Annotated in this window: 21 protein-coding genes; 14 read left to right on the top strand and 7 right to left on the bottom strand. The window is 71.9% G+C overall.

Going from position 1 to position 23,298, the window contains the following annotated elements; genetic code table 11:
• Window positions 1-28 precede the first annotated feature (28 nt).
• From AB0J40_RS06535 to AB0J40_RS06490, 10 genes are all read left to right on the top strand, one after another.
• Complete coding sequence (locus AB0J40_RS06535; protein ID WP_364448452.1) at window positions 29-544, top strand: YbaB/EbfC family nucleoid-associated protein; 516 nt, start codon at window positions 29-31, stop codon at window positions 542-544.
• Window positions 545-570: 26 nt separating this feature from the next.
• Window positions 571-894 (top strand): hypothetical protein, encoded by a 324-nt coding sequence (locus AB0J40_RS06530; RefSeq protein WP_364448450.1) that lies wholly within the window; start codon window positions 571-573, stop codon window positions 892-894.
• Window positions 887-1,870, top strand: coding sequence for a hypothetical protein (locus AB0J40_RS06525; protein WP_364448449.1), 984 nt, complete (start codon window positions 887-889; stop codon window positions 1,868-1,870). The genes AB0J40_RS06530 and AB0J40_RS06525 overlap by 8 nt, the downstream gene beginning before the upstream one ends.
• A gap of 5 nt (window positions 1,871-1,875) precedes the next feature.
• Window positions 1,876-2,934, top strand: a complete 1,059-nt coding sequence (locus AB0J40_RS06520) for a hypothetical protein (protein WP_364448448.1) — start codon at window positions 1,876-1,878, stop codon at window positions 2,932-2,934.
• The gene (locus AB0J40_RS06515) at window positions 2,931-3,995 is read left to right on the top strand and encodes a hypothetical protein (protein ID WP_364448447.1); all 1,065 of its coding nucleotides are present in this window, start codon (window positions 2,931-2,933) and stop codon (window positions 3,993-3,995) included. Before AB0J40_RS06520 ends, AB0J40_RS06515 begins: the two co-directional genes overlap by 4 nt.
• A 1-nt stretch (window position 3,996) precedes the next feature.
• Window positions 3,997-5,133, top strand: coding sequence for a DUF6346 domain-containing protein (locus tag AB0J40_RS06510; RefSeq protein WP_364448445.1), 1,137 nt, complete (start codon window positions 3,997-3,999; stop codon window positions 5,131-5,133).
• Window positions 5,134-5,453: 320 nt separating this feature from the next.
• Entirely contained in the window at window positions 5,454-6,323 is an 870-nt protein-coding gene (locus AB0J40_RS06505; RefSeq protein WP_364448444.1) for a ribokinase, read from the top strand.
• A 28-nt stretch (window positions 6,324-6,351) separates the two neighbouring features.
• A complete protein-coding gene (locus tag AB0J40_RS06500) occupies window positions 6,352-7,089 on the top strand; it encodes a hypothetical protein (protein ID WP_364448443.1) in 738 nt (245 codons plus the stop codon).
• Window positions 7,082-8,710, top strand: coding sequence for a phosphoenolpyruvate--protein phosphotransferase (ptsP, locus tag AB0J40_RS06495; protein ID WP_364448441.1), 1,629 nt, complete (start codon window positions 7,082-7,084; stop codon window positions 8,708-8,710). Before AB0J40_RS06500 ends, ptsP begins: the two co-directional genes overlap by 8 nt.
• A 278-nt stretch (window positions 8,711-8,988) precedes the next feature.
• Window positions 8,989-10,389 carry an MFS transporter gene (locus tag AB0J40_RS06490; RefSeq protein ID WP_364448440.1) on the top strand — a complete coding sequence of 467 codons (1,401 nt, stop codon included), beginning with the start codon at window positions 8,989-8,991 and terminating at the stop codon, window positions 10,387-10,389.
• Window positions 10,390-10,458: 69 nt separating this feature from the next.
• Here AB0J40_RS06490 and AB0J40_RS06485 read toward each other — a convergent pair whose 3' ends face one another.
• A complete protein-coding gene (locus AB0J40_RS06485) occupies window positions 10,459-11,124 on the bottom strand; it encodes a DUF1707 domain-containing protein (RefSeq protein ID WP_364448438.1) in 666 nt (221 codons plus the stop codon).
• A gap of 195 nt (window positions 11,125-11,319) precedes the next feature.
• On the opposite strand from AB0J40_RS06485, the gene AB0J40_RS06480 reads away from it, so the two are divergent.
• A complete protein-coding gene (locus AB0J40_RS06480; RefSeq protein WP_364448437.1) occupies window positions 11,320-12,249 on the top strand; it encodes a hypothetical protein in 930 nt (309 codons plus the stop codon).
• Here the strand turns inward: AB0J40_RS06480 and AB0J40_RS06475 are convergent, their stop codons facing one another.
• The 3 genes from AB0J40_RS06475 to AB0J40_RS06465 are packed head-to-tail and all read right to left on the bottom strand — an operon-like array spanning window position 12,250 to window position 15,238.
• Window positions 12,250-12,909 (bottom strand): response regulator transcription factor, encoded by a 660-nt coding sequence (locus tag AB0J40_RS06475; RefSeq protein WP_364448436.1) that lies wholly within the window; start codon window positions 12,907-12,909, stop codon window positions 12,250-12,252.
• Window positions 12,906-14,042, bottom strand: a complete 1,137-nt coding sequence (locus AB0J40_RS06470; RefSeq protein ID WP_364448435.1) for a DUF5931 domain-containing protein — start codon at window positions 14,040-14,042, stop codon at window positions 12,906-12,908. The genes AB0J40_RS06475 and AB0J40_RS06470 overlap by 4 nt, the downstream gene beginning before the upstream one ends.
• Complete coding sequence (locus tag AB0J40_RS06465) at window positions 14,039-15,238, bottom strand: AI-2E family transporter (protein ID WP_364448433.1); 1,200 nt, start codon at window positions 15,236-15,238, stop codon at window positions 14,039-14,041. Before AB0J40_RS06465 ends, AB0J40_RS06470 begins: the two co-directional genes overlap by 4 nt.
• A 236-nt stretch (window positions 15,239-15,474) precedes the next feature.
• Here AB0J40_RS06465 and AB0J40_RS06460 point away from each other — a divergent pair, with 236 nt between their 5' ends.
• Together AB0J40_RS06460 and AB0J40_RS06455 are read left to right on the top strand one after the other, a co-directional pair.
• Entirely contained in the window at window positions 15,475-16,443 is a 969-nt protein-coding gene (locus AB0J40_RS06460) for a hypothetical protein (RefSeq protein WP_364448431.1), read from the top strand.
• Between the two features lie 207 nt (window positions 16,444-16,650).
• Window positions 16,651-19,863, top strand: coding sequence for a PE-PGRS family protein (locus tag AB0J40_RS06455; protein WP_364448428.1), 3,213 nt, complete (start codon window positions 16,651-16,653; stop codon window positions 19,861-19,863).
• A 185-nt stretch (window positions 19,864-20,048) separates the two neighbouring features.
• Here AB0J40_RS06455 and AB0J40_RS06450 read toward each other — a convergent pair whose 3' ends face one another.
• Together AB0J40_RS06450 and AB0J40_RS06445 are read right to left on the bottom strand one after the other, a co-directional pair.
• Entirely contained in the window at window positions 20,049-20,819 is a 771-nt protein-coding gene (locus AB0J40_RS06450) for a class III extradiol ring-cleavage dioxygenase (RefSeq protein ID WP_364448426.1), read from the bottom strand.
• 64 nt (window positions 20,820-20,883) lie between these two features.
• A complete protein-coding gene (locus AB0J40_RS06445; RefSeq protein WP_364448425.1) occupies window positions 20,884-21,276 on the bottom strand; it encodes a MarR family transcriptional regulator in 393 nt (130 codons plus the stop codon).
• Between the two features lie 66 nt (window positions 21,277-21,342).
• Between AB0J40_RS06445 and AB0J40_RS06440 the strand changes: the two genes are divergently transcribed.
• A complete protein-coding gene (locus AB0J40_RS06440) occupies window positions 21,343-21,795 on the top strand; it encodes a MarR family winged helix-turn-helix transcriptional regulator (protein ID WP_364448423.1) in 453 nt (150 codons plus the stop codon).
• On the opposite strand, the gene dnaB is transcribed toward AB0J40_RS06440, so the two are convergent.
• Window positions 21,792-23,207: a replicative DNA helicase gene (gene dnaB / locus AB0J40_RS06435; RefSeq protein ID WP_364448727.1), complete on the bottom strand. Its 1,416-nt coding sequence runs from the start codon at window positions 23,205-23,207 to the stop codon at window positions 21,792-21,794. The two genes, AB0J40_RS06440 and dnaB, sit on opposite strands and share 4 nt — an antisense overlap.
• Window positions 23,208-23,298: the final 91 nt, after the last annotated feature.

Genomic DNA, 23,298 nt, shown 5'->3' with positions numbered 1-23,298 from the left:
GCTACTGACGTGAACAGGGGAGGTTCGCGTGTCGAACCCTGAACAACTGCTGGCGAGCTTCGACGCCAAGATCGCCGAGGCCAAGCAGCGGGGCGACCGCATGCAGGCCGAGATGGCGGCGGTCTCCGTGTCCGAGCGCAGCCAGGACGGCCAGATCGCGGTCAAGGTCAACCACCTCGGCAACCTCGTGGGGCTGGAGATCGGGCACGCGGTGCGGGAGAAGGCGAACCTCGCCGACGAGATCCTGCGGACCGTCCAGCGCGCCCAGAGCAGGCTGGCGGGTGCCGTGCAGGCGGGGATGCCGTCGATCGCGGGCACCGAAACCATGAACGAGCTGGTCGACCAGCTCCACCGGGAATTCCCGAAGCCGGAGCCGGAGGGTTTCGTGGACGGCGGCCCCGCGGCGCCCGCGAACGACGGGGCGCGCTTCATCGCCGAGGAAGAGCCGCCGTCGCCGCCGAAGCCGAAACCTGCGCCGCCGCGTCCCGCTCCCGAGGCCGGCACCGACGACGACTACTTCAGCGACGGCGACTACCTGCGCTGACCAGGGCAACGAGGGAGGGGAACACCGTGAACAACCCGCAGCCGGACATCCGGATCAAACCGGAGCAGTTGCTGTCCCATGCGAAGAAGCTCGAACCGTTCGTCGACCGGTTCGCGAAGACGCTGGACGCGGCGGCCCAGGTCGTCGACCCGATGGCCTTCGGCCTCATCGGCCAGGCCTGCGGCCTCGGCGCGCTGTGCGGCGTCGCCCAGACCCTGGGCAGCGACTCCATCGGCCACGCCAAGAACGTGGCCCAGGAACAGATCGACCGCGTCCGCACCTGGTCCCAGCACGTCGACTGGCGCGAGCAGGACGTCAAGGCGAGCTTGGAAGGCATCGACCTTGACTGAGAACGCGTTGGTGGCGGAAGCCAAGAAGAAGGTCGACGAAGGGTCCTCGGCGCTCGAAGGCGCGGGGATGGCGCAGGACTTCTGGGACGCCGCGACGAAGGCGGCCGACGGCGACTGGACCGAAGGCCTGCTCAACCTCGGCTTCGGCGCGATGGGCGTGATGGACTTCCTCCGAGACCCGATCGCCGGCCTGGCCAGCATGGGACTCGGCTGGCTGATCGAGCACGTCGAGTTCCTGCGCGCACCGCTCGACTGGGTGACCGGGAACCAGGAGCAGCTCGACGTCATGCAGGAGACGTGGAGCGGGATCAGCGACGAGATCGACGCCATCGCCAAAGAGCTCCTGGAGACCGTGAAGGCCGACAGCGCGGAGTGGCAGGGGCAAGGTGCGGACGCGTATCGCGCGTTCGTCGCCGAGCTCGGCGACATGTACTCCGGAGTCGCGGGCGGCGCGAAGGCCATCTCCGTCCTCATCGACGTCTGCAAGAGCATCCTGAACGTCGTGCGCAGCGTGCTGCGTGACCTGCTCACCGAGTGCATCGGGAAGCTGATCAGCATCCTCATGCGGTACCCGGGCCCGGCCGCGCCGGCGGGCCTGGCCGGTGAAGGCACGGCCGAGATCGTCAGCTGCGGCACGCGGATGTCGGAGTGGCTGCAGAAGCTCATGCGTGCCTTCCAGAAGGGCATCAGCCAGTTCAACCACCTGAGCGGGCTCTTCCGGACCGTCGGTCAGAAGCTGCTCGCCGCACTTAGGGACGCGGCACACGCGGCGCCGGGCATCTTCAAGGACGGGCTCAAGGAACTGCCCAAGGCACTCGGCGAAGAAGCCGGCAAGGAAGCGGGGAAGAAGACCGCGGGCGCTTACGACGAGGCCGACAAGAACTACCGCGAGAACCACTACAACGAGAAGAAGCCCGCGGCCGCCGAGCCGGTCTTCCAGCAGCAGGGCGGCCAGCGCATCTCCGGGTCGATCTAGCCGACGTGGTCTCCACGACTCCCGGCGAGCCGGAAACCGACGCGGTCCGGGTCCGGCTGCCGATCCACAACCCGCCGTCCGAACTGAGGACGGCCGTCGGGTGTATGGCGTTCTTCGGCGTCGTGCTCGCTGCCTCGGCCTGCGCCCTGGCGTGGGTGCGGAGCGGGGACCCGGTCATGTACCTGGTCTCGCCCGTCCTCGGCGTGCTGGCGTTGCTGTGCTTCTGCTTCAGGCCGATCTTGCGGCGGTACATCCGTAACAAGGGCGCGCTGGTGACGGCGAGGGTCGAATTCGGCCCCGACGGATTCCGGCAACCGCTCGAAGACAAAACGACGCTGGTCCTGCCCTGGGACGACGTCCGCCGGTTCGACTTCCGCGAAGGGCAACCGAACGACCGCGTCGCGCTGGCCGTTTCGCTCGTGGACGACGACGCGATCCGAAACCTGAACCCCGACTGCCGGCACAAGTCCGAAGACGGCTTCATCTTGTCGTCGGCGATGGCCAGGGAAGAGGCCGAAAAGGCGTCGGCGGCGATCGAGCGGTACCGCCCCGGCCTCGGTCGATGGACGTCGAAGAACGTTCGGCGCGGCGGCTTCGGCGTGCCGAACCCGGTGCGGCGGCTGGTCAAACGCTGGGACGCGGACCAGGCGCGCACGCTCGTCCACGCCGAGCGCGCTTCCGCCGGCCGGTTGTTCGTCCTGTGGGCGGCTTGGCTGGCCGTCATCGCCGACTTCGTGACGCCGGCCTTCTACGACATCCCGCCGGGCATCCCGTTGCCGGTCGCCCTGGCGATCTGGGTGCTGCTCTACCTGACGCGCTACCGAGGCGACTTCGGCGAATTCGTCCTGACCGCCGACGCCATCACCTGGCGGCCCAAGGAGGGCGACCCGGTCCGGGTGCGGCGAGCCGACCTCGCCCGGCTGACTGCCGCGCCCTCAGCGAAGAAGGCTACGCGCCGCTACGTCTCGGTCCACGCGATCCTCCGACGCGGCGAGGATCGGCCGTTGGCGGCAAAAGTCTCCACGGGCGCTGCCAAGGAAGTGCTGCGGCTGGTGACCGCGTGAACGAAAGCGTCGTCATCTCGCGGACGGAGGGGCGGCACTGGATCCTCGCCGGGGTGCTGCTTCTCGTCGCCGGCGGATTCGTGTGGCTGGCGCTGGCTTCGACGCAGCGGAGCCCTGCCGTCATGGGCTGGGTTTTCGGCGGCGCCGTCGGGCTGCTCGGGCTGAACCTGGTCCGGCGGTCGGTGCGCAAGCCGGTCCGGAACGAGCTGATCATCGACGCGACCGGCATCTCGCGGGTGATCGGCAGCGTCGTCTGGGCCCTGCGGTGGGACGAACTCGCTGCCGCTTCGGTCGTCGAGAGCGGACAGAAGCACGAGCGTCACCAGGTCGTGCTGGGCGCCGCTCGGGACGATTTCGAAAGCCACCACCGGAGCCTGGTCCGCATCGGTGGCGGTGACTTCCTGGTGGCCGGGATCGGGCTGTACGAGCGAGAAGTTCCGCGGGTACGCGAAGCGTTGGCCGAGCACGTCGGCGTCCGGGCGGAGCGTGTCGCTCCGGTTCTCGCGCCACCACCGGTCGCGGCCGCGGTGCCCGAGCTGATGCCGCCGCCGCTGCGACCGTCTGGTTCGGTCGTCGAGATCCACGTGAACGGCTGGAACCGGGCAACGCAGTGGTGGCTCCGGTTCTTCGTCCTCGCGATCGAGCTGGGCCTCGGTGCCGTGATCGAGTTCGGACCGCACAACGGGTTCCGCACCGCATGCAAGGTGGTGTTCGCCGCGGTCTTCGTCGGCATGTCCTGGCGGGAGGTCGGCTGGCAGCAAAACCATTCCCGGAAGGTCCGGATCATGCTGGAGCTGTCGGCCACCGGCCTCCGCTGGAAGTCCTACTACCGGCAGATCGTGGTCTCCTGGCCGGAAATCGCCGAGCTGCGGACGCCAACGCGGCTCCTCGAGTTCCGCCCGGCGAGCGACGACTTCCCGCTCCGCCGCCCCGAACTGCAGGAACTCCGCCAGGCCGACGGCTGGTACCGCCTGCCGGCCACGCTGAGCGCGACGGCGTCGAAGGAATTCGAGGCGCGCATCCGCGAGGTGTTGCCCGGTGGCATCGCTTGGACGGGATGAGTTGATCAAGACGACCGGTTTTGAGTCGGTTCCCCGCGTTCGCCGTCCGCAGTGGGGGAAGATCGCCGTCCGGGCGCTGGTCTTCCTGGGCGTGGTCCTCGCGCTGTGGAGCGTCACGGCCCGCGGCATGGTCCAGTACGGACCGGATCGGCCCGGCGACGCGGACGGGTTCGCCCGGGTCACGTCCTGCGAACAGGTCGGTCCGCTCAGCCGGGGCGGCATCGGCAGCTACTGGTTCTGCACTGCGGATGTGACGACCCAAGAGGGCGAAGTCCGATCGGCGCGGTTTCGGCTGAACGAGCTCACCCCGGCGGACATCGGCAAGCCGGTCCCGGTGGAAGGCTCGAGGACCTTCCGCCGCGCCGCCGGCAAACCGGTGGTGTGGTGGTCCGTCGCGCCAGGGATCGCCTTTGTCGTCGGGCTCGCCGCCTGGGCCGAACTGCACCGGCGGAAGCGGTTGCGGCATCGCACCGAGCGTTGGCAGGCGACCGTGCGGCTCACCGCCGCGAGCTGTGTCCTGGCCGCCGGCGCCGGGCCGGGCACTGGGCGGGGAAGCCGGAAGATCGCACCCACCGAATGGTCGGGGCCGCGGTACTGGCGCCTCGCCGGTTCGATCATGGTGCCGGGCGCGATCTTCGCGACCGTCGGAGTGTTCGCCGGCTCCGCTGACGCGCGAGAAATCCTGGCTGTTCTCGGTTTCATGTGCCTCGCGGCTCCGATCTGGCTCGTGGCGTTCACCCCGCGGTGGTACCGCACGAGCGAGTACGCGACGGCGGTGACGATCTCAGCCGACGGGTTCGGCTGGTATCGCCGCGGCCAGACCACGTTCATGCTCGGCTGGACCGAGGTCGCCGAGGTCAGGCTCACCACGGTCGAACACGACGGCCTCGTGCTCCGCGTGATCGACTTCTTCCTCACGGACGCGGCCGTCGGGCGCCGCGGTGAACTGCGAGGTCTGTGGCAGCTCGGCGCCGAGCTGGGAACGCACCGGTTGCCGGGCGAGAAAGGCGCGTACCGGCTGCCGGAGGCGTTCAGCGACGCCGCCGCGAATCAGGTGCGCGAGGCAATGGCCGGCTACCAGCCGGAGCGGTTCCGCGTGTTCACCGCCGAAATCGATGAAACGCTGGTGACCGCGTGACTAACGCCCTCGGGCGCGGGGTGGGGGCGCCGCCGACGCCGATCACTCGGGGGGCTACGTGATCGGCGCCGGCGACCTGATGCCCTCTCCGGCTCTCGCCGGTCGGGACACCGTCACCACGGCTTGCGTGATGACGCACCTGGAGAGCGGGACCGGTCCGGGAAGTGACGGCCGGGGGACGGACATCCCCCGATCGAGTGACGGGTATCCGCTGCTCGCATGATTGTCGCACTCAACGCCGGATAAGTTACAAAAACCTTCACTTTCCTCTTCGTCACCCTTCCCGACCTGGTCGGACGGCTTTCGTGGGACAGTTCGGTATGAACTCCGACGTGCTCGTTGTGGGATCCGCCAACGCCGACCTCCTCGTCGCCGTGGACCGGCGGCCGGCGGGTGGTGAGACCGTACTGGGTGGGGACACCGTCCTCGCACCGGGTGGCAAGGGAGCCAACACGGCGGTCGCGGCCGGGCGGCTCGGGGCGGACGTCGCCCTCCTCGGCGCCGTCGGGGACGATCCCTACGGCAGGCTGCTGCTCGACTCGCTGCGTGCCGCCGGCGTAGACACCGGGCTCGTCCGGACCAGCGACCGGCCGACCGGCATCGCCTACATCACCGTCACCCCCGACGGCGAGAACGCCATCCTCGTCTCGCCCGGCGCCAACTCGAGCCTGGAACCCGCCGACGTCGACGCCGTCTTCGACGGGGTCGAGGTCATGGTCGCTTCACTCGAAGTACCGCTGCCGACCGTCGAACACGCCGTCGCGCGGGCCGCCGAAAACGGCGTCAAAGTCCTGCTGAACCTGTCGCCCGCGGCCAAGCTCTCCCCCGAAACGCTCGCCAAGCTCGACGTCCTGCTCGTCAACGAGCACGAAGCCGCCTGGCTGACCGGGCCCGGCGCCGACTTCCGGAAGCTGCTGGATCTCGGCCCGCGGGCCGCCGTCGTCACGCTCGGGGCGGCCGGTGCCGTCGTGGTGGAAAGGGACGCCACGACCGAGGTCGAATCGCCGAAGGTCGAGGCCGTCGACACCACCGGCGCCGGAGACGCCTTCGCGGGTGCGCTCGCCGCGTCGCTCGCCGAGGGCGTCGACCTAGTTTCCGCGGCGAAGCGCGCGGTGCGCGTCGCGGCCTTCAGCGTGACGCGGGCCGGCGCGCAACCGTCCTACCCGACCGCCGCCGACCTGGGGGAATGATCGTCCGGCGGACCATGTTGCCCATCACATGGGCGATTCGTTCGGTTCGGCCTGGTGGCGCGGCTACGCCGCACAGCTGAGGGCGATCGCGGAGGCGCGCCGGCCCGACGACCTCGCGATCATGCCGCTCGACGAGACCCTGCAGGCGCTCGGCAAGCAGACCGAGGTCGACGAAGGCGTCTACGACGTCCCGCTGGAGGGCATCGTCGGCACGGTCGCCCGCGCCGGCGACTTCGACCGCCAGTTCCGGCCGCGCAACCGCGCGCTGCGCGACCGCTGGGAACGGCTGACGCGGACGACCGCCGACCTCCCGCCGGTGCGGCTCGTGCGCCTCTCCGACATGTTCTTCGTCGACGACGGCCACCACCGCGTCGCCATCGCGCGCGCCCGCGGCGCCACGACCATCCGCGCGCGGGTCCGCTGGATCAGCACCGTCGCCTGCGCGCTGCGCTGCCTGACGCTCGCCGACCTGCCGTCGAAGACCGCCGAGCGGATGTTCCTCGAACGTGTCCCGCTGCCCGACGACGTCCGGCTCGGGTTGTGGCTCGACGACCCGGCCGACTGGTTCCGGCTCGCCGACTCGGCCGAGGCCTGGGGTTTCCGCCGTATGCTGGCCGGACGGCCGGTGCGCAGCCGCGGCGAGCTGGCCGAAGCCTGGTGGCACGAGGAGGTCCGGCCGGTGCTCGAACAGGTGCGTCAGCGAGGCTTGTGCCCGCCACCACGAGATATCCAGACGTATTTGAGCTATGGTCTAGACCATGTCTGAGTCCCTGTCCGGGGTCGCCGTCAGCCCCGGCCGTGCCAGTGGTCCCGTCGTCCGCGTCGCGGAGCCGCTCGGCGAGCCCGCCGCCACTCCGGCCCCCGCCGACCCCGCCGCCGAAGCCGCCCGGATCACGCCCGCCGCCGCGGTCGTCGCCGCGCGGCTCGAGAAGCAGGCCGAGACGGCCACCGGCGAGGCCGCGACGATCCTCATCACCACCGCCGCGATGGCGGCCGACCCGGCGCTCGCGGCCCAGGCCGAAACGCTGGTCAAGACGCAGGGGCTGCCCGCCGCGCGCGCCGTCTACCAGGCCGCCGAGGGCTTCGCCGAAGCGCTGGCCGCCGCGGGCGGGTACATGGCCGAGCGCGTCCGCGACGTTCGGGACGTGCGCGACCGGCTGATCGCCGAGCTGCTCGGCATCGCGCCGCCGGGGGTGCCCGAGCTGGCGTCGCCGAGCGTGCTGGTCGCGCGCGACCTCGCCCCGGCCGACACCGCGGGCCTCGACCCGGCGAAGGTGCTCGCCCTGGTCACCGAAGAGGGCGGTCCGACGAGCCACACCGCGATCCTCGCGCGGGCGCTGGGCATCCCGGCCGTCGTCGCCGTGCGCGGCCTGCTGGCCCTGGACGCGCAAGCGCTTGCGGTCGACGGCGACGCGGGGACGGTCGAGGTCGCCGACCCGTCGGCGCCGGTCGTCGCGGCGACGGTCGCGCAGCTCGCCGACTGGAACGGCACCGGCGCGACGGCCGACGGCCACCGCGTGAAGGTCTACGGCAACGTCGGCTCCCCGGCCGACGCGCAGGCCGCGGCCGACGCGGGCGCCGAGGGCGTCGGCCTCTTCCGCACCGAGTTCTGCTACCTGGACGCCTCGGACGAACCGTCGGTCGCCGAGCAGCGCGCCGCGTACACGGCGGTGCTCTCGCCGTTCCGCGGCAAGCCGGTGATCGTGCGGACGCTCGACGCGGGCGCCGACAAGCCGCTGGCGTTCCTCTCGCCGGAAGCCGAGCCGAACCCGGCGCTCGGCGTGCGCGGGCTGCGCGTGGCGTTCGACCGCCCCGAGGTGCTGGACCGCCAGCTCGAGGCGATCGCCGGCGCGGCGGCGGACTCGGGCGCCGAGGTTTCGGTGATGGCCCCGATGGTCGCGACGGTCGAGGAAGCCGCCTGGTTCGCCGAGCGCGTCCGCGCGGCGGGCATCGCCCGGGCGGGCGTGATGATCGAGATCCCGGCGGCGGCGCTGAGCGCCCGCGAGATCCTCGACGTCGTCGACTTCGTCTCGGTCGGCACGAACGACCTGGCCCAGTACACGTTCGCGGCGGACCGCCAGCTGGGCGCGGTCGCGAAGCTCAACGACCCGTGGCAGCCGGCGCTCCTGCGCCTGCTGAAGCTGATCGGCGACGCGGCCAAGGCCACGGGCAAGCCGGCGGGCGTCTGCGGCGAAGCGGCGGCGGACCCGCGGCTGGCGCTGGTCCTGGCCGGCCTCGGCCTGACGAGCTTGTCGATGAACGCCCCGGCGGTCCGTTCGGTGGGTGCCAGCCTGGCATCGGCGACACTCGCGGAGTGCGAGGCGCTGGCGGAAGCGGCACTGGCGACGTCGGACCCGGCCGCGGCTCGCGCGGCGGCCCGCCCCTGACCGAACGCGAACGGCGGATTCCGGCGCGATCCGCCGCTCCCCGGGGGCGCCCCCCACTTTCAGTCTATCGGTCGTGACCGACAGTGCCGGATTGTGCGACCCTGGATGCGCGGAGTTGTCCCCAATGCACGAGGGGTGTGGACAACCTGACACAACCCCGTGAAGGCCGCCTCGAACGCGAGGTGGCCTTCACGGCTTTCCGACGAAGAAGCTGTCGATTTCGGCCGCGCCCGCTCGACGCAGTGGTGGAAGCACCACCGAGCCGAGAGGACGCAGCCATGACCATCACCGCCGAAGCACCGGCCGGAGCGCCGGCCGAGACGGCGAAGGCCGGGCGCCGGGAGTGGATCGGGCTGGCCGTGCTGGCCCTGCCCACCCTGCTCGTCTCGCTCGACGTCTTCGTCCTCGTCCTCGCGCTGCCGAAGATCGCCGCCGGGCTGCACGCCGATGGCACCCAGCAGCTCTGGATCATGGACACCTACGGCTTCATGGTCGCCGGGTTCATGGTCACCATGGGGACCCTCGGTGACCGGATCGGGCGGCGGAAGCTGCTGCTCATCGGGGCCGCCGCCTTCGGGCTCGCCTCCGTCGGGGCCGCCTTCGCCACCAGTGCCGGCATGCTCATCGCCGCGCGGGCCGTGCTCGGGATCTCCGGTGCCACCCTCGCCCCCTCGACCCTCTCCCTCATCGGGACCCTCTTCAAGAACCCGCAGCAACGCGCTCAAGCCATCGGGATCTGGGCCGGCTGCTTCACCGTCGGCGCCATCATCGGGCCGATGGTCGGCGGGCTGCTGCTCGAGCACTTCTGGTGGGGCTCGGTCTTCCTGCTCGGCGTTCCCGCCATGGTCCTGCTGCTGGTCATCGGCCCGAAGCTGCTGCCCGAGTACCGCGACGAGCAGGCCGGCCGGCTCGACGTCCCCAGCGTCGCCCTCTCGCTCGCCGCCATCCTGCCCGCCGTCTACGGCGTCAAGGAGCTCGCCCGCGACGGCTTCCATCCCGTTCCCACGGCCGCCCTCATCACCGGCCTGGCCGTCGGATACGTCTTCTACAAGCGGCAACGCGCCCTGAAGGACCCGCTCGTCGACTTCAGCCTCTTCGCCGCGAAGGCCTTCCGGACCACGCTCGGCGGGATGCTCGTGTTCAGCATGCTCGGCGGCACCACGATGCTGTTCACCGCGCAGTTCCTGCAGGTCGCACAGCACCTCTCGCCGGTGGGGGCCGCGCTCGGGCTGCTGCCCGGGATGGCCGCCTCCACCGTCAGCTTCCTCGCCGCGCCGCACCTCGCTCGCCGGGTCAAGGCGAACGTCCTGATCGCCGGCGGCGTCGCTCTCGCCGCGGCCGGCATGGCGATCCTCGCGCTCGCCGACCCCGCCGCCGGGCCGGCGTGGCCCGCGCTCGGGTTCGCCGTGACGTCGCTGGGCGTCGGGCCGATGGTCGCGCTCGGGACCGATCTCGTCGTCGGCTCGGTCCCGGAACGCAAGGCGGGCGCCGCCGCGTCGCTGGCGCAGACCGTCAACGAGTTCGGCTACGCCATCGGCATCGCGACCGTCGGGACGCTGGGCAACGCCGTCGTCCGCGGGTACGGCTTCGCCGCCGGCCTGCACGTCGTCGCCGGGCTCGCCGCCGTCGCGTTCGCCGTCCTCGTCGGCTTCGTCGCGAAGAACCTCCGGGCCGCGTAAAGCGAAGGCCTCCCCACCCGATGCCTGGGTGGGGAGGCCTTCTTGACGCCGGGGGCAGAGGGGCCCCGGCTAGCCGAACAACCCGCGCCGCGGGTGCCGGATGACCAGCGAACCGCCGTGGACCCGGCCGCTCAGCACGAACCGCGGGTTCCCCATGTGCCCGTTGCTGTGCGTCTTGTCCTCGAGCGAGCCGAACTTGACGTCGGTGATCGAGTTGACGTCGACCGCCGCGTGCTCCGGGATGATCACCTCGACCGAACCCCACTTGGCGTCCAGCTCGATGTGCACCACCGGCGACTGCACCTGGGCCTCGGTGAAGTCGAGCTTCGTCGAGCCGTACTTGTTGCGCACGACCATCTCGGGCGGCACGACCCACGGCCCGCTGCGGACCAGCGACGAGTACTTCGCGTTGAGCTCGATGCGACGCCCCGGCGAGTAGCCGCCGTAGCTCGCCGGAGGGGGCGCGTACGACGGCGCGGCGGCCATCGCGGCCGCCGGGTGGTAGAGCCCGGCGAGGTCGGCCAGCACGGCGTTGAGCTCGCCCCGGGTCCGCGACGCCAGCGCGCGGTCGGTGCGCTCGGTGAACTCGTCGAGGTCGATCATCCCCCGGCCGATCGCCTTCTGCAGCACCCCGACGACGTGCTCGCGCTCGTCGTCGGACACCCGAAGATCGCGCTCGCTCAACGGCTTGGTTTCGGTCACCGGTTCCGCCGCCGCGGTCTCTTCCTCGCCCATGCCCCCGATGGTAGAACCGGATTTCACCAGGGAGATCGGGGGAAAACCCTGAACGGACCCGTAATCCGCAGCGCCGCCCTCGGCGTGGCGCTGGTTCTGCTGTCCGGGTGCACCGGTGATCCGTCTCCGCCGCCACCACCGAGCACCAGCGCCCCGAACCCCACGCCGACCGCGCCGCCGGAGGGGCTCCGAGGCGTGCCGACCACCGGCGGCATCGGCATCACCGCCCTGGTCCCCACCGCCGGCCCGACCCTGTTCGACGCCGACCGCGGCCCCACGGCCACCCCGCCCGGCTACCCGGGCGGCGACCGGAAGCTGAGCGTCGTCCGGGTCGGCACGCACGCCGTGCTGACCGCCTACCCGACGGACGCCGGCAGCGACGACCCCTTCGATGTCCTCGTCTACACCGGCCCCGCGAGCCCGCCGCGCTCCCTCGGCCGCGCCTGGTCGGTGGCCCCCGCCGTCGACGGCGACAGCGTCTGGCTCATCCGGCAGGACGCGCCCGACACCTGCCGCCTGCAGCACGTTTCCCTCTCCGGCGGCGAGTTCGGCCACGGCCAGTCCGCCAGCTGCCGCACCCAGGTCCGGGCCGGGACCGCCCACGGCCTGCTGATCACCATCAACGCCGGCGCCGCCGAATCGACCGACGCGCTGATCGACCCCGAGACCGGCCGCACGGTCCGGCAGGCGCCGCGCATCTTCGGCGTCGCCGGTGACCGGATGCTCCTGGACGGGCTGACCGAGCTCACCCTCGTCGACCTGCGGGACGGCAGCCGCAAGCAGCTCAGCCGGCCGGTGGTCGCGCGGACGCCCACCGTCGTCCCGTCCCGCGACGGCAGCGTCTGGGCCGTCGACTTCGCCGACCCCGCCTACCGCAACACCAGCACGCAGACCCGCGACCTGTGGCTGCTCCACCCGGACACGCTGACCTGGGAGCACGCCGCGGCCATGCCGTTCATCACCGAGCACCTCAAGCGCGGCGGCGGGTTCGACTGGTCCGGAGACGGCGACCTCGTGCTGGCCGACGGCGTCCTCGCCGCCTGGCACCCGGGCGAGCCCCAGTGGCGGCTGGGCAAGGCGGCGCTGCCGGCGAGCGACTGGTCTGGCTTCGCCGTGCTGCCCTGACTACTCCTCGTCGAGGCCGTGCTCGATCGCGTACCGGGCCAGCTCGACGCGGTTGTGCAGCTGGAGCTTCCGCAGCGTCGACTGCACGTGGTTCTCGACCGTGCGGTGCGACAGCACGAGCCGCTCGGCGATCTGCCGCGCGGTCAGTCCCTTCGCGACCAGGCGCAGAACGTCGGTCTCGCGCTCGGTGAGCCGCGGCGGCTCGGCGCCTTCCGCGGGCGCGTCGGCCATCCGCCGGTACTCCCCGAGCACCAGCCCGGCCAGGCCCGCCGTGAACACCGGGTCGCCCGCCGCGGTCCGGTGCACGGCGTCCACCAGCTCGGCCGCGGACGCCGACTTGACCAGGTAGCCGGACGCGCCGGCCTTCACCGCTTCCAGGACGTCCTTGTGCTCGCCGCTCGCGGACAGCACCAGCACCTTCGTCGACGGCAGCGCCGAGGTGATCTCGCGGGTCGCGTCCACCCCGGACGTGCTGCCCAGGTTCAGGTCCATCAGCACGACGTCCGGCCGGACGGTCCGGGCGATGCGCAGCGCCGCGTCGGCGTCCGGCGCCGTCGCCTTCACGTCGAAGCCGTGCTCGGTCAGGTCGCGGGCCACCCCGTCGCGCCAGATCGGGTGGTCGTCGACCACCATCACGGAGATCCGCGGCTCGTCGCTCATCTCGCACCCCTCGTGCTCGGCACCCTGACCTCCCACTCCGTGCCCCGGCCGGGCCCGGTGTCGAGAGTCGCGCTCCCGCCGAGGTCGCGGACCCTCCCCCGGATGGATTCCACCACGCCGAGGTGCCCGTCCGCGGCCGCTCGCTCGAGAACGCCGTCCGGAATGCCCGGTCCGTCGTCGCGGATGCTGACCACGACCTCGCCGCCGAGGTCCTCCAGCAGCACCCACGCCCGCGCTTCGGGGCCCGCGTGCTTCTCGACGTTCGAGAGCGCTTCGCGGGTGATGGCGACCAGTTCGCCGGTGACGTGGGCGGGCAGCTCGACGTCGTCCGCCGGGGTCGAGACCTGCACCGACGACGTCGCGAGCAGCTGCAGCGCGGCGCGCAGGCTGGCCGTGCCGCGGTCGTTCGGCGCCGGCGGCTCGGTCGTCACCAGTGACCGCAGCGCGATTTCCTGCTCGCCGGCCAGCTTCGCCAGCTCGGCCGCTTCGCCGCCGACCTCGTTGCCGCGCTTGCGGACGCGGGCCAGCACCTGCAGCACGCTGTCGTGGATCGACCGCGCGAGCCGTTCCCGTTCGGCAGTCGCCGCTTCCTTCCGCAGCGCCTGCTCCAGCCGCGCCGCGGACCGGCGGCCCATCGTCGCGGCCATGCCGACCAGCAGCCCGGCCGCGGCGAGCAGGACGCCGTCGCGGGCGACGTCGAGGTCGAACTTCTCCCGGGCCAGCCCGGTCGCCACCCCGACGACCAGTCCGGCCAGCACCCCGCCGCCCGCGCCGAAGCGCGCGCCCGCGGCGACCGGCGGGACGGCCGCCCACACCGTCGTGATGAGCGGGACGTTCAGCGCGAACTGCGCGTCGCTGAGCACCCACGGCGAGGTCAGCAGCAGCGCGGTCGTCAGCACGAGGTCGAAGACGACCAGCGCCGGTGGCCGCGTCCGCTCCCGCAAGTAGAGGAAGCTGCTCACCACCGACCACGCGGCCATCACGCCGAGGACCGTCCAGGCCAGCCACTCGCGCTGGTAGTGCCCGCTCTGGACGATCACGGTGCCGCAGGCGAACGCCCAGGTGAGCACGCGGAACGCGAGCACGCCGCGCCACATCGGCGTGATCGGGTCGGGCGTCCGCGCGGTGGTCATTCGTCTTCGTCGCCGCGCGTGGGGACCTCCGCCTTCGGCGAGCCCGGCTCGGCGTCGTTCGGCTGCGCGGCCTGGTCCTTGAGGACGTCCACCTCGGCCGGGTCCGGGTCGGTCTCGTGCAGCAGCGACCGGACGCCGGCGTTGAGCACCGCCAGCAGCGGCACGGCCAGCAGCGCGCCGGCGATCCCGCCCGCGACCAGGCCGGCGGTGATGGCGAGCACCACCGCGAGCGGGTGCAGCTTCACCGCCCGCCCGAGCAGCAGCGGCTGCAGGATGTGGCTTTCCAGCTGCATCACGCCGATCACGATGGCCAGCACGATCACCGCGCCGATGAACCCGTTCGTCACCAGCGCGATCAGCACCGCGACACCGCCGGTGATGACCGCGCCGATGATCGGGATGAACGCGCCGATGAACACCAGCGTCGCCAGCGGGATCACCAGCGGCACGCCCATGATCCACAGCCCGACGCCGATGCCGACCGCGTCGACCACGGCCACCGCGGCCGTCGCCCGCACGTAGCTGACCAACGACGCGAACCCGCGGCGCCCGGCGACGTCGACCCGGTTGCGGACCCGCCGCGGCACGGCGCGCACGAGGAACGTCCAGATGCCGTCGCCGCCGCTGAGGAAGAAGATCGTGATGAACAGCGTCAGCAGGAAGCCGGTGAGGATCTCGCCGACGGTGCTCGCCGTCGTCAGCGCGGTCGTCGTGATGGACGCCTGGTTGTTCTGGATGAAGCCGATCGCCTGGTTGATGAAGTCCTGGATCTGCTCCTGGCGCAGGTGCGGCGGACCGTTGAGCAGCCACTCCTTGATCTGGTTGAGGCTGTCGTTCAGCTGCTGCTGCAGCTGCGGCAGGCCGGAGGAGAACTGCGTGATGACGAACGTCAGCAGCCCGCCCAGCACCGCCAGGCCCGCGACCAGCACGATCGCCGTCGCCAGCCCGCGCGGGAACTTCACCGCGACCAGCTTCTGCACCGCGGGCGCGAGCAGTGCCGACAGCAGCAGGGCGATGGACAGCGGGATGATGACGACGGACAGGTAGCCGATCACCCACACCACGGCGTACAGCGCCGCGATCACGACGATGAACCGCCACGCCAGCGCCGCGCTGATGCGCAGGCCCCGGGGGATCAGCCCGGTGATGTCCTCGTGCTCCGGCAGGAACGGGTCTTCGCGTCGCGCGTGGCTCACCGGATCACCGTACTGGCAACACCGCCCGATTCGGCCGCTTTCCGCGGGCCGAGTCCGACACGCTCGGCAGCCAGGCGTGATCACCCGGTGTCAGGCCCGGTTGCACGCTGTGTTCTTCACACGATGGGGGCATCAAGTCGTGTCGAGGATGCGAGCCGTGTCGCGGATTTGATTAGGTCGCTTCCGCAACGGCAATCGCCGAACGATCACCCGGTTTCGAAGGAGACGCACCAGTGGTGGACCACGCGACGAACGAGGGGCAGGGCGCGAAGCGCGTCGGCCGGCTCGTGTCGCGTGCGCTGCTCGTGCTCGGTGGTGCCGTGGCCGGCACCGCCGCCGCGTGGCTCGTCTCCGGCGCGGCCGCCTCCGCGGACACCGTCGAGGTCGGCACCTCCTCCGTCACCCCGGTCACCGACGCCACGGCAGGCAGCCTCGGCGACGTGAACCACGGCACCGCGAACCTGGCGGGCGAGGCCGCCGGCGGTCTCGCCGACGCGGCGAGCTGCCACCAGGACGCGACGACGTGGAGCGAGCCGCAGCGCCCCTGCCGCACCGACGCCCGCACCCTCGAGCACGAGGTCTCCGAGCGCGTCAGCGACTCGGTGTCGGACCTCGCCGACGACGCGGTGCTGAGCCCGGTGGAGCGCACCCTCGGCGCGGCCGAGCACATCGCCCGCCAGCCGCAGGACACCCGCCAGGTCCTCGAGGAGACCGTCGCCCCGGCGCCGGCGCAGGACTTCGGCCACCAGGTGTGGCAGCTGCTCGACCCGGCCGGCCGCGGTGACCTGCTCACCGAGCTCCCGGCCATCGCCCCGGTCGAGCAGCAGGCGGTGACGCCCGATGTCGTCCCGGTGGCCGGGCCGGCCGCCGTCACGACCGTCGAACTCCCCGAATCCGTGCGCGCCGCCCTCGCGATGGCGAAGGCCGCCGCGCACGCCGACGGCACCGGTGCCGCGGGCCAGTCCCGCGACGGGCACCGTGACCTGCCGTCCCCGCTGACCCCGGCGCAGCTTCCGGTCGCGCCGTCCGTCCCCACCGCCCCGGGTGGCAGCACTGCCCCCGGTGGACACGTCGACGGCCCCAACTTCGGCGTCCCGTTCTGGACGACCGAAGCCGTCGATTCCGCCGTCGCGGCGATGAGCCGCGCCGGCCTGCGCACCACGATGCGCACCCCGGGCGAGCAGCCCGGCGTCACTCCTGACTGAACACCTCCCTGCACGGGTCGCTGACGCGCCCATGCCCGTCTTCAGCTGACGGCACCCGCGTCCGCGAAAACCCGTGACACGGCGGTGCGCCTTCGCGCGCCCGCAGAAAGTCCTTCCCCCTCTGGTGCGGCTCGGACGCCATCCCCCTTTCGACGAGCGCACCTCCACAAGCCCGCAAGGGAACCCGAAATAAAGGAGAAAAACCCCATGCAGACGTGGGCAAAGCGCGGACTCCAGACCGCACTTGTCACGGGTGGGTTGCTGATGCTGGGTACCGGCATCGCCTCGGCTGACGAGAACGTCAACCCCGACACCCCTGCCTCGCCGCTCGACCTGAACGTGACGGTTCCGATCCAGGAAGCCAACAACGCGGTCGGCACCCCCTTCGGCCAGCTGGACCTGCCCGCCGGGCAGACGGAGCTGAGCGCCAAGCCGGTCACCCAGGCGGCGAACCAGGCTGCCCAGCAGCTCGACGAAGCCAGCCCGATCAGCCAGAGCACCCTCGGCGGTGTCACCAAGGCCGACGGCGCGGGCGCGTTCACCCCGAGCCACAACAACCTCAAGGGCAACAAGGTCACCGGCGACGTCGTCGTCCCGATCCAGATCGTGGACAACGCGGTCGGCGTGCTCGGCGACGCGACCGTCCAGGGTGGCAACCACACCCAGACCTGGGACCACAACCAGGACATCGCGACGACCGGGCAGGACTCGAGCCTGGCGGGCAACGCGGTCGCCCTCGACTGGGCGCTCCCCGTCCAGATCGCCGGGAACGGCGGCGGTGTCGCCGGCGGCACCGGGCGCGTGACCGGTGGGTCGGCCAGCCAGAGCACCACCGAGACCGGTGACGTCGACACGAACGGCGACGGCTCGGCCCTCTCCGGCAACGTGGTCGCGGGCCAGTTCGCCACCCCGGTGCAGGTGACCGGCAACGCCGCTTCCTACCTGCTCGGCAACGGGCAGAGCCACGGCTACACCGCCGACACCGTCGCGACCTCCGGCGGCTCGCTGTTCAGCTCCGGCGACCAGGCCAGCGGCTCCGGCAACGTGGTCGGCGCGCCGATCGCCCTGCCGGTCAAGTTCAACTGCAACTCGGGCGCCGTGTGGGGCTCGCTGTCGAACTCCGACGGCTGCGACACCTCGGCCGACGCCACCGCCGGGGACACCCGCGAAGGCAGCCTGGGCATCCCGACCTACCTCGAGACGTCCGGCAACGACTCGTTCCTGTCCGGCAACGGCGGGGCGGTCTCGCTGTCCCCGATCGCGAACGTCGCGGGTGTCGCGGGCTCGTGGATCGGCAACGCCACGGCGGGCATCCCCGACGCCGGCAGCTCCTCCAGCACCGTCGACTCGGGTGGCTTCGTCAAGACCGCGGGCGACAACGCCAGCGGCTCGGGCAACGTCCTGAACCCGTCGGTCGCGCTGCCGGTCGAGGCCTTCGGCATCGGTGGCACCTACATCGGCCAGGCGAACGCGGCGCACGACAACACCACCGACGCCAACGCGGGCAACGGCAGCTACACCAAGGGCAACGGCTCCGTCCTCGGCGGCAACATCGTCAACACCCAGACCGCGGGCGCGCCCGAGGTCTTCGGCATCGGCGGCAGCCACATCGGCAACGCGTCCGGCACGGCGACCGAGGACAAGACGGTCACCGCCGGGGCGTACGACGGCACCCAGGGCGACAACTCGTCCGGCTCGGGCAACGTCGTGCAGGTGCCGGTCGGCCTGCCCGCCGAGGTCTTCGGCGTGGGCGGCTCGTTCATCGGCCAGGGCTCCGGCTCGGCCGACGAGACCAAGGTCGTCTCCGGCGGCGGCGGTGGCAGCACGCACGACGACAACGGCTTCCTGAGCTCGAACCTGGGCACCGTGCCGGCGTCGCTGCCGGTGCAGGTCGCCAACATCGGCGGCGCGTTCGTCGGCCAGGGCCACGGCAAGGGCTCGACCGACACGACGTCCAACGCGGGCGGCGACGTCACGGCGAACGGCCCCGCGGGCGCCGGCGCCGGCAACATCATCGAGGCCCCGGTCTCGCTCCCGGTGCTGGCCGCCGGCAGCGGTGCCGCCCTCGCGGGCATCGGCACCGGTGAGAACGACAACATCACCGACTCCTCGGCGGGCGGCGACGCCCTCACCGACGGCCGCGACGGTGCGCTGACCGGCAACATCGTGAAGGCCCCGATCGCGGGTGTCGCGCAGGTCTTCAGCGACGGCGTCGCGGGTGCGGCCCTGGGCCACGGCCTGGGCACCAGCGACACCATGTCGCAGGCGGGCGGCGACGCCACCACCAACGGTGACGGTGGCGCCGTGGCCGGCAACATCGTCGGCGCGGACGCGCTGCCGGTCGCGCAGGTCTTCGGGGACGCCGTCAGCGTGGCGGGTGTCGCCACCGGCACCGGAATCAACACGACGTCCGTGCAGAACGCGGGCGACGACACCACCTCGGGTGTCGAGGGCGCCATCTCCGGCAACATCCTCGACATCCCGGCCACGGCGATCGCGCAGCTGTTCGGCGACGCGGTGACCGTGGGCGGCGTGGCGCACGCGGTCGGCGACAACTCGCTGACCACGGAGAACGGCGGCGAGCCGGTCACCGCGGGTGACGGGTCGGCCCTGTCGGGGTACAACTTCTACCACGCGTTCGCGCTGCCGGTGCAGATCTTCGGCGTGCCCCTCGAGCTGCTCGGGGTCGCGACCGCGGAAGCGACCGACATGACGAGCATCGACGGGGAAGCCGCGGAGGCGGCCGACGCGATCGCGAACCCGGTCGAAGGTTCGGAGCTGGGCGCGAGCGAGCTGCCCTCGCTGACCGGTCTCGCCAGCGGCCTGCCGACGGCGGGGCTGCCCACCCAGGGCCTGCCCGCGCTGCCCACCGCGCTGCCGACCGCCGCGCCGCTCGGTGAGCGCGCCGACCTGCCGACCGGTGGCGGGAACCCGCTGTCCGGGCTGACCCAGCTGTCGCACCTCGGCAGCGTCGCCGCGATGCCGAAGCCGGCCCTGCCCAACACCGCGGCGCTGCCCGCCGTGACCGGGCTGTCGGCGCTGGGTGGTGCCCTGCCGGGCCACACCCAGCGGGCGGACCTGCCGACCGCGGGCCTGCCGATCGCGGCCCCGGCCCTGCCGGCCGTGCCTGCCCTGGGTGCCCTGCCCGGCTCCGCGCGTGCGGACCTGCCGACCGGCAAGCTGCCCGTCGCGCTGCCGGCGCTGCCCGCCCTGGGTGGCGTCCCGGCCCTGCCGGTCGCCCTCCCGGTGACCCCGGCCCTGCCGGCTGCCCCGGCGCTGCCGGCCGCCCCGGCCCTGCCGGTGAACGCCAAGCTGCCGGTGCTGGACAGCGCCGCCCCGGCCGCGCAGGTCCCGGCGATGTCGGGCCTGGACTCCACCGGTTTCCTCGCGAAGCTGCTGGGGCTGGTGAAGCGCAAGTAGTTCGGTGACGCCGGGTGGGGTTCAGCCAGAACCCACCCGGCCCCCGACCCCCGGCAGGCGCTCCACCGCGCCGCGAGGTCTCCTCGCACGGAGCGCCTGACATCCGATGGAACGCTCCTTCCCTGGAGACGGCGAGCCCCAGGAACCGATCAGGTTCCTGGGGCTCGTTCGTGTTCGGGGGAAGGTCAGGAGAACTGCAGGGACCGCTTCGCCAGCCCGTGCCAGAAGCCGTCGATCACCGTGCGGCCGGACTTCTCCTCCGCGGTCGCGCCGAGGGAGACGAACAGCGGCGCGAAGTGCTCGATCCGCGGGTGCGCGAGGGTCGCGGCCGGCGCCTTGTGCCGGAAGTCGAGCAGCGCGTCGACGTCGCCGCTGCGCACGACCTCGTCGCCCCAGTGGTCGAACTCGGCCGACCACGCGGGCGGCGTCCCGTCGGTCGCGCGGGCCATCCCGCTCAGGTTGTGGGTGAAGAAGCCGCTGCCGATGATCAGCACGCCTTCGTCGCGCAGCGGCGCGAGCTTGCGGCCGAGGTCGAACAGCTCCTGCGGGTCGAGCGACGGCATCGACACCTGCAGCACCGGCACGTCGGCGTCCGGGTACATCTCCACCAGCGGCACGTAGGCGCCGTGGTCGAGGCCGCGCTCTGGTGCGTCGTGCACCGGCGTCTCGGTCGAGCGAAGCAGCTTCCGCACCTTCTCCGCCAGCTCCGGGGCGCCCGGCGCCGCGTACTTCACCTGGTAGTAGCGCTCCAGGAAGCCCCAGAAGTCGTAGACGAGCGGCACGGTCGTCGTGGCCGCGATGGTCAGCGGGGCCTCCTCCCAGTGCGCCGACACGACCAGGATCGCGCGGGGCTTGGGCAGGTCGGCCGACCAGGCGGCGAGCTGGCGGGTCCACGTGGTGTCGTCGGCGAGCGGCGGCGCTCCGTGGCTGAGGTAGAGGACCGGGGTGCGGGTCATCGACGGCTCCAGTGTTTGAAAGTTCAACTACTAGAGACGACGCCGGCGCGCCTCCGGATATTCCTCAGGCGGCTTCGAGGTTCGCCGCGCAACGTTCCAGGGTGCGGATCGTCGTGCGGTAGTCGTCGTCGCTGATGCCGTCGATCGCCGACGCCCGGAAGGCTTTGACGCGCTCCTCGACGCGCGCGTGGGCTTCGCGGCCGGCGTCGGTGAGCTCGCCGTTCCCGGCGACCCAGCCACGCTCGCGCAGGTCGGCCACCTTCGGGGCCATCGACCCCTCCGCGGCGACGAACGGCGCCATGACCGAGTCGACCTCCTCCGGCGTGCGGGCGCCGAGGGCGATCGTGTTGAGTACCTGCCAATGCCGCCGGGTCAACGACTCCGCGTCGAGGATCCGGCCCATGGAGGATTCGAGAAGCTCGTGGAGGTGGCGCAGCCACCAGCCGAGGGGTTTCATGGAGACTCCTGAATGCTTGGGAACAACTACATGTAAAAGTACATGTAGTTTGGAGGTGGGGCAACCATGAACGACGCGGTGGCCGACGTCGAGCGCGCCATGATCGCGATCCGCCGCAGCCAGCAGCGGCGGGCGCTGAGCCGGATCGGCAAGGCGCGCGGCCAGGGCGCGCACGATCCGGTGCACGAACTGCTCGACGTCGTCGAAGAGCTCACCGAACGCGGCGAGGCCGGCACGGTGACCGCGTTGAGCGCGGCGATGGGCGTCGACCAGCCGCGCGCGAGCCGGCTGGTGGCGCGCGCGGTCGAGCAGGGCCTGCTCCGCCGCGAAGCCGATCAGCGCGACGGACGGCGTGCGGTGCTCGTGCCGACCGAGGCCGGCCAGGCGCACCTCGACCAGCTGCACGCGTTCCGGCGCTCGGTGTTCGCCGAGGTCATGGCGGACTGGCCGGAGGAGGACCGCCAAAACTTCGGCAGGCTCCTCACGGCCTTCGTCCGCGGGTACAGCGCGCTCGGCTAGTCGTGGGAGAGGTCGACGAACCGGCTGTAGTGCAGCTGGTGGGCGACCGTGATCGTCGCCGTCGGGCCGGCCCGGTGCTTCGCGATGATCAGGTCCGCCTCGCCCGCGCGCGGGTCGTCGCGCTCCCAGGCGTCCGGGCGGTTGACCAGGATGACGAGGTCGGCGTCCTGCTCCAGTGAGCCGGACTCACGCAGGTCCGACAGCATCGGGCGCTTGTCGGTCCGCTGTTCCGGACCACGGTTCAGCTGGCTGATCGCGATCACCGGGACCTCGATCTCCTTCGCCAGCAGCTTCATCTGCCGCGAGAACTCCGAGACCTCCTGCTGCCGCGACTCGACGCGCTTGCCGGACGTCATCAGCTGGAGGTAGTCGAGGACGACGAGCTTGAGGTCGTTGCGCTGCTTCAGCCGCCGGGCCTTCGCGCGGATCTCCATCATCGTCATGTTCGGCGAGTCGTCGACGAACAGCGGCGCCTCGGACACCTCGCTCATCCGGCGGGCCAGCCGCGTCCAGTCGTCGTCGGACATCTTGCCGCCGCGCATGTCGGCGAGGCGGATCTTCGCTTCGGCCGAGAGCATGCGCATGACGATCTCGGTCCGGCTCATCTCCAGCGAGAAGATGACGCTGGTCATGCCGTGCCGGATCGACGCCGACCGCGCGAAGTCCAGGCCCAGTGTCGACTTGCCGACACCGGGCCGGGCGGCGACGATGATCATCTGGCCCGGGTGCAGCCCGTTGGTCAGCTCGTCGAAGTCGGTGAACCCGGTCGGGATGCCCTGGGACTGGCCGCCGCGCGAGGCGATCGCGTCGATCTCGTCCATCGTCGGCTGCAGCAGCTCTTCCAGCGCGACGTAGTCCTCGCTGGTCCGGCGCTCGGTGACGTCGTAGATCGCGGCCTGCGCGCGGTCGACCACCTCGTCGATGTTCGCGCCGTCGGCCGCGGCCGCGCCGTAGCCGTACTGCACGATCCGGGTGCCCGCCTCGACCAGCCGGCGCAGCACCGCCTTCTCCGCGACGATCTCCGCGTAGTAGCCCGCGTTCGCCGCGGTCGGCACGGTCGCGATCAGCGTGTGCAGGTAGGGCGCGCCGCCGACGCGGCCCAGTTCGCCGCGCCGCTCCAGCTCCGCCGACACCGTGATCGGGTCGGCGGGCTCGCCGCGGCCGTAGAGGTCGAGGATGCAGTCGTAGATCGCCTGGTGCGCGGGCCGGTAGAAGTCGTCGGGGCCGAGCGCCTCGATGACGTCGGCGACCGCGTCCTTCGACAGCAGCATGCCGCCGAGCACGGACTGCTCGGCCGCGATGTCCTGCGGCGGCTGGCGGTCGAACCCGCCACCGCCACCCCCGGGACCGGGGTCGCTCGGCCCCGGGTCGGACTCCGCGTACATCGGACTGCGGTCGTCGGTCAGCGCCACCGCCCCGGACACCTCCTCATCGTGTCGAACACCCGTTCGAGTATGCCGGATCTTCGCTCTCGAAGCACGCGGCTCGATCCGCGTCACCCGT

Origin of the sequence: Amycolatopsis sp. NPDC049691 (genome assembly GCF_040675005.1) — a bacterium.
Lineage (GTDB): Bacteria > Actinomycetota > Actinomycetes > Mycobacteriales > Pseudonocardiaceae > Amycolatopsis.
Note: the sequence above shows the minus strand (reverse complement) of the source record. Positions and strands in the feature narration are given on the sequence as shown.